The organism is Halorubrum sp. BV1, from assembly GCF_000746205.1.
Classification (GTDB): Archaea; Halobacteriota; Halobacteria; order Halobacteriales; family Haloferacaceae; genus Halorubrum.
Genome location: NZ_JQKV01000022.1, coordinates 1 through 1,704 on the forward strand (window position 1 = coordinate 1; position 1,704 = coordinate 1,704).

Below are 1,704 nucleotides of genomic sequence, written 5' to 3' on the forward strand. Positions count from 1 at the left end.
GAAGGCGTTCCTGGTGGCCGAGTGCGAGCGCGCCGGCCTCGACGAGGTCGCGTTCCGCGCGCGTCGCGGCGACTACGACGCCTAACCAACACACGCCCTTTCTCGCCTGCCCGACGTTGGTTAGCCGCTGGCTCACCGAGAGCGACGGCGGAGGAAGCTGGTCTGTCGCCTCGAAAGGTGGGGTGTGCGTATCGAAGAACGGGGCGCAGAACGGGAATACCGGGGAGACGGGGCTGTTCGCGGGCTATTCGGTCACGGTGCGACAGTCGCGCGGTCGGTGTCCCGAGCGGCGAGATCGGGGCGGCCGTGCGCCTGGAGGAGCTGCTCGCGCGAGTGGTAGGTCTGGCCGGCGACCTCGTAGACTGTATGTGTCGTCCCGCGATCGGTCCTGATCGTGCGCGCGGTGACGTGGACGTCGTCGAGCGTCACTGGTCTGCCCCCGCGTCGAGTTCGTCCAGGACGTCCTCGACGTCGCTCACAGCGCGGCGCAGGTCCTCGACGTCCTCTTGGTCCACGTCGCCCGCGCCGTGCATCTGGCCGATCACAGCGCCCGCGAGGACGGCCACGCGGTCGCTGGCGTCGTCGAGTCGCAGGGCTGGGTCGTCGTGCGGTTCCTCCGGCGGTTTTACGAGAGTTCGGTCTGTAGTTGACATTGCGTCGTCCGACGCAGGGGTCGGTGTCTTCAGCACCGGCCTCACTTCTGGAGGCGTCCCGCGTCACTCCTCAGTGGGAAGGCCGCCCACATAAATCTATGGCTCTATGTTACTATGGAGATGTAGACTTATGTACCCCACAGTCAACACAGAAGTATGGGACGTACAACGATACAGGTTTCCGACGAGCTGGCCGACGAACTACACGACCGGAAGGGACGCGGTGAGAGCTACGAGGACGTGATCTGGGAACTCATCCACCGGGGCGACGAGGGCGACGTCGAGGACGACCAGGAGCCGTCCGAGACGTGGCCGCCGGAGGACCAGGAGCCAGAACCCCCGCGTCCGACTGACGGCGCTGAGAGCGGCGTGGAGGCGTTCCTGAGCGGCGTCGAGTTCCCGAGCAGCAAGCCACACGAGGAGTGCGTCGAGGCCGTGCGCGCGGCGTACGAGTACCTCCAGGCGAACGGGAAGGCGACGATGCGCGAGTTCGTCCAGGAGGTGATGCCCGAGCACCCGGTCGGCTACGACGTGCCCGACCTGGAGTCGGGCGAGCGGTACCGGGGAGCGTGGTGGCGTCGCGTTGTGAAGCCGGGCCTCGAAGCCCATCCGGACGTCGAGAAGCCAGGAGCGGGCGGGAGCGAGTGGACGTACACCGGTGAGTGAGTCGGTGGTCGGGCATGGCGATCTTCGAGGACCGCCCGATCTGCGAGCGGTGCGGGAACCGGATTCTCTATCCGAATCGCCACGAGGCAACGTGCAACCCGGAACCGACGTTCGACGGCGTCTGTCCGATGTGCGGCGAGGACTACGAGGACGCGGGGTACATGGAACACCTGAGCGAGTGCCCGGCCGACAGGTAGGTTTGGGACGTTCCCCCGGTCTTTGGGATAACTTCTTTGTTCTTGCCACACCTACCGGTGCGTATGTCCGTCGAAACTGACTCGCACGGCCGGCTGTACCTGTCCTCGGAGCTGAGGAAGAAGTACGGCGAGAGGTTCCACGTCGTCGAATACGAGGACCGCATCGAACTCATCCCGATTGACGAGGA

General features: G+C 65.7%; 4 protein-coding genes and 1 pseudogene. 3 read left to right on the plus strand and 2 right to left on the minus strand.

Annotated features, from left to right (window positions below; genetic code table 11):
• Positions 1-252: 252 nt before the first annotated feature.
• Both EP28_RS14250 and EP28_RS11425 read right to left on the minus strand, forming a co-directional pair.
• Positions 253-429: a hypothetical protein gene (locus EP28_RS14250; RefSeq protein WP_155118482.1), complete on the minus strand. Its 177-nt coding sequence runs from the start codon at positions 427-429 to the stop codon at positions 253-255.
• Positions 426-653 (minus strand): hypothetical protein, encoded by a 228-nt coding sequence (locus tag EP28_RS11425; protein ID WP_049984142.1) that lies wholly within the window; start codon positions 651-653, stop codon positions 426-428. The genes EP28_RS14250 and EP28_RS11425 overlap by 4 nt, the downstream gene beginning before the upstream one ends.
• A 156-nt stretch (positions 654-809) precedes the next feature.
• Here EP28_RS11425 and EP28_RS11430 point away from each other — a divergent pair, with 156 nt between their 5' ends.
• The 3 genes and pseudogenes from EP28_RS11430 to EP28_RS14775 form a co-directional block, all read left to right on the plus strand.
• Positions 810-1,319 (plus strand): hypothetical protein, encoded by a 510-nt coding sequence (locus EP28_RS11430; RefSeq protein WP_049984143.1) that lies wholly within the window; start codon positions 810-812, stop codon positions 1,317-1,319.
• Positions 1,320-1,333: 14 nt separating this feature from the next.
• The gene (locus EP28_RS11435) at positions 1,334-1,516 is read left to right on the plus strand and encodes a hypothetical protein (protein ID WP_049984144.1); all 183 of its coding nucleotides are present in this window, start codon (positions 1,334-1,336) and stop codon (positions 1,514-1,516) included.
• Positions 1,517-1,579: 63 nt separating this feature from the next.
• A pseudogene (locus tag EP28_RS14775) lies at positions 1,580-1,704 on the plus strand (AbrB/MazE/SpoVT family DNA-binding domain-containing protein); the annotation flags it as partial.